Source organism: Streptomyces sp. NPDC031132 (genome assembly GCF_055570595.1).
The window spans coordinates 1-2616 of sequence record NZ_JBVIGX010000084.1 but is presented as its reverse complement, the minus strand read 5'-3'; the positions used below and the strand labels follow the sequence as shown (position 1 = coordinate 2616).

The 2616-nt window shown below is 66.8% G+C and carries 4 protein-coding genes; 3 read left to right on the top strand and 1 reads right to left on the bottom strand.

All coding sequences use genetic code 11. From position 1 onward, the window contains the following. Nucleotides 1-127 precede the first annotated feature (127 nt). A complete protein-coding gene (locus ACZ49B_RS39105; RefSeq protein ID WP_468316083.1) occupies nt 128-406 on the bottom strand; it encodes a hypothetical protein in 279 nt (92 codons plus the stop codon). Nucleotides 407-1041: 635 nt separating this feature from the next. Here ACZ49B_RS39105 and ACZ49B_RS39100 point away from each other — a divergent pair. The 3 genes from ACZ49B_RS39100 to ACZ49B_RS39090 form a co-directional block, all read left to right on the top strand. Further along, nucleotides 1042-1317 carry a GlsB/YeaQ/YmgE family stress response membrane protein gene (locus tag ACZ49B_RS39100; RefSeq protein ID WP_468316080.1) on the top strand — a complete coding sequence of 92 codons (276 nt, stop codon included), beginning with the start codon at nt 1042-1044 and terminating at the stop codon, nt 1315-1317. 453 nt (nt 1318-1770) lie between these two features. Continuing rightward, the gene (locus ACZ49B_RS39095; RefSeq protein WP_468316078.1) at nt 1771-2244 is read left to right on the top strand and encodes an SPW repeat protein; all 474 of its coding nucleotides are present in this window, start codon (nt 1771-1773) and stop codon (nt 2242-2244) included. A gap of 50 nt (nt 2245-2294) precedes the next feature. Continuing rightward, a partial coding sequence (locus ACZ49B_RS39090; protein WP_468316075.1) for a transposase occupies nt 2295-2616 on the top strand: 322 nt, incomplete at its 3' end.

The following is a 2616-nucleotide window of genomic DNA, read 5'->3' as shown; positions in this document are numbered from 1 at the left end:
CCCCCCCCCCCCCCCCCCCCCCCCCCCCCCCCCCCCCCCCCCCCCCCCCCCCCCCCCCCCCCCCCCCCCCCCCCCCCCCCCCCCCCCCCCCCGCCACCATGCGGCGTAGGGCCGTGGGATGTCTGGGTCATGGGCAGGGCGTGCCGCCACGCAGTTGCCAGCCGGCAGCGGCCTCGATCTGGAGGGCATTGAGTCCGGTTTCCTTCGCGAGTTGCTCGAGACTGAGGCCTTCTGGGTGCCGGCGCATCGCGCGGTCGATCTTCACCGTCCACAGTTCTTCGTTGGTGAAGGGGCGCCGACGGTAGTGCTGCTGGAGTTCGCCCAAGTGTTCCGCGCAGCAGGCGATCACCAGCCGGTTCCCGTCCTGCGCGGGGTCGAGGGGATCGCCGTAGGACGAGTCTTTCACCCGCGCGTATGCGGCTTAGCCGGGGAAGATCGCTTCCCGGCACAGATCGCACAGGTCGGGTAGCTCCATCCGTACCCCTGTTCCGCGCGGCCACGAACACACACGGGACCAGCCTCGTCCTCGTATCGGGTGTCTGGCTTCATTACGCCGTCGGCGGCGTGCCACGCACGTCGCACTGACCGCTCGTGCGTGGCGGGGGATGCCCGGATCGGGCGGGTTTCAGGGGGTGAAGGTATAGCCAGGGGTGAGGGTGAAGACGGAGCGAGTGCCGGTGTCGACGGTCACGCAATTCCCCAAGTCCGATGGTTTGAGTGTCACGTAACTCCCCACCTGTGTGGTCACGTTTCCCCATGGGGAGGTGGTCGCGATGGGTGCCCGCTGGTCTTCGGCTCGAGGCTTGGCTTCCCCGTTTGTGGTTACCAGGAAGAGCGCCCTGCAGCCACCACTGGTGCTACCCGGTCGCCGGGGCCCGGCCGACCTCACCCGGGTGGCCTGCTAGTACGTAGGACTCGCGCCCGGTCGGCCATGGAGCCGAATGCAGCAAGCCATGATCAAGGAGAACGGGCGTTTGAAATTCTCGATCCGGTGAAGACGGGGGTTAACACCGGCTTTATTCATCGAGGTAGGAGAAGCGCATGGGCATCATTGGCTGGATCTTGATCGGCCTGCTCGCGGGCTTCATCGCGAAGGCCCTGATGCCCGGCAAGGACCCGGGCGGCGTCATCATCACGATGCTGATCGGCATCGCGGGCGGTCTGCTCGGCGGCTGGCTCGGCAAGGTCATCTTCGGCGTCGACTCCATCGACGGCTTCTTCGACCTTTCCACCTGGATCGCCGCGATCATAGGCTCGGTCATTCTCCTCGCCATCTACCGGCTCGCCATTGGCAACCGTCACCACCGCCACGCCTGAACGATCCCTTTCCTCGAAAACGGCTCCCCCTCTCAGGAGGGCGGGGCCGTTTCGCTGTGACTTTCACCCCATGTGTACGCCTCTACACTCCGCGTGCAAATGGTTAAGTTCAGAGCTGGCTGGCGCCCGCTTCACCGGGTGGCCATTGGCCCTGTCGGCTTATGAGTCACGCTCGGTCGGGATGAGGGGGTTGGGCCTTTAGGGCCGGTGAGCGGAAGGCAAGCCGTCGTGGCCCGTTGGCAACACCACCGCCGCCTGGAGATCACGACTGAGTGAGGTCCAAGGCCAGGCGCCACGACCTCCTCTTCAGGGGGCCAGGGAAAGTGACCGCCAGAGGAGGGTACCGGCATGTCGGTTTGTGGCAAATGTGCACGCAAATCCAACTTTGCCAGATTTACGGCTTCTTTATGGGTAGGCGGTGGGCGGCACATCTCTCCTGTTGCGGAGGTCATCATGGCATTCACTCACCGTGCTCCGATCGAGGAGCACCCTGACTTGGTGGAGCTGCGGGCCCGGCACGACCGTGCGGCGGCGACGCCGCGTGCGCAGATGGTCGAGGCTCTCGCGCTGCTGGCGGGTCTCTACCTGGCCGCGTCTCCCTGGATCGCCGGTTTCAACGACTCCATCACTTTGGCCGTCACCAACCTCATCTGCGGCATCACCTACATGCTGTTGCTCGGCGGTCTCGGCAATTCCTACGAGCGCACGCATTCCATGGCCTGGGCAGCGGCCGCCATCGGGGTCTGGACCTGCGTGGCACCGTGGGTCGTCACTGGTGATGTCGCGCAGACCCGGTCGATCACCAGCAATCTGATCGTCGGCGTCATCGCCACCCTCCTTGCCCTGGCTGCCGCCTCGGGCGCCCGCGACCGCGGTGCCCGACGTGACGTCGGCGCCCAGCCGTACCGCATGCCCGGCAACCACTGACACCCAAGCTCCGAACAAGAAGCCGGGATCGCCGGCACACTCACAGCAGCGTGGATGCGCGCCACTTCTGCCATACCGCGGCCGGCCGGCCGCGAGGCGGACGAGGACGGGGGCGGGCTGCGGTCCCCGCGGGGCGGGTGCCGGTGGACGTTGCGCCGACCGAACTGCGGGTCGGGGACCAACAGGGGGCCGCCTGCACTAGGGGGTGTCTTGCCGATCATCGCATCGTTGGTCCGGTGGTGAGGGAAGTTGAATTGTCTGATGCCGCGTGGGCGGTGATCGCGCCGTTGTTGCCGCCGGTGGGCCGTGCCCGTGGCCGGTGGCGTGATCACCGTCAGGTGCTGGAAGGCATCGTGTTCAAGTTCCGTACCG

Coding starts and splice junctions, on each gene's coding strand:
- ACZ49B_RS39095 (WP_468316078.1), top strand. CDS start 1,771: ATGGCATTCACTCACCGTGCTCCGATCGAGGAGCACCCTGACTTGGTG.
- ACZ49B_RS39100 (WP_468316080.1), top strand. CDS start 1,042: ATGGGCATCATTGGCTGGATCTTGATCGGCCTGCTCGCGGGCTTCATC.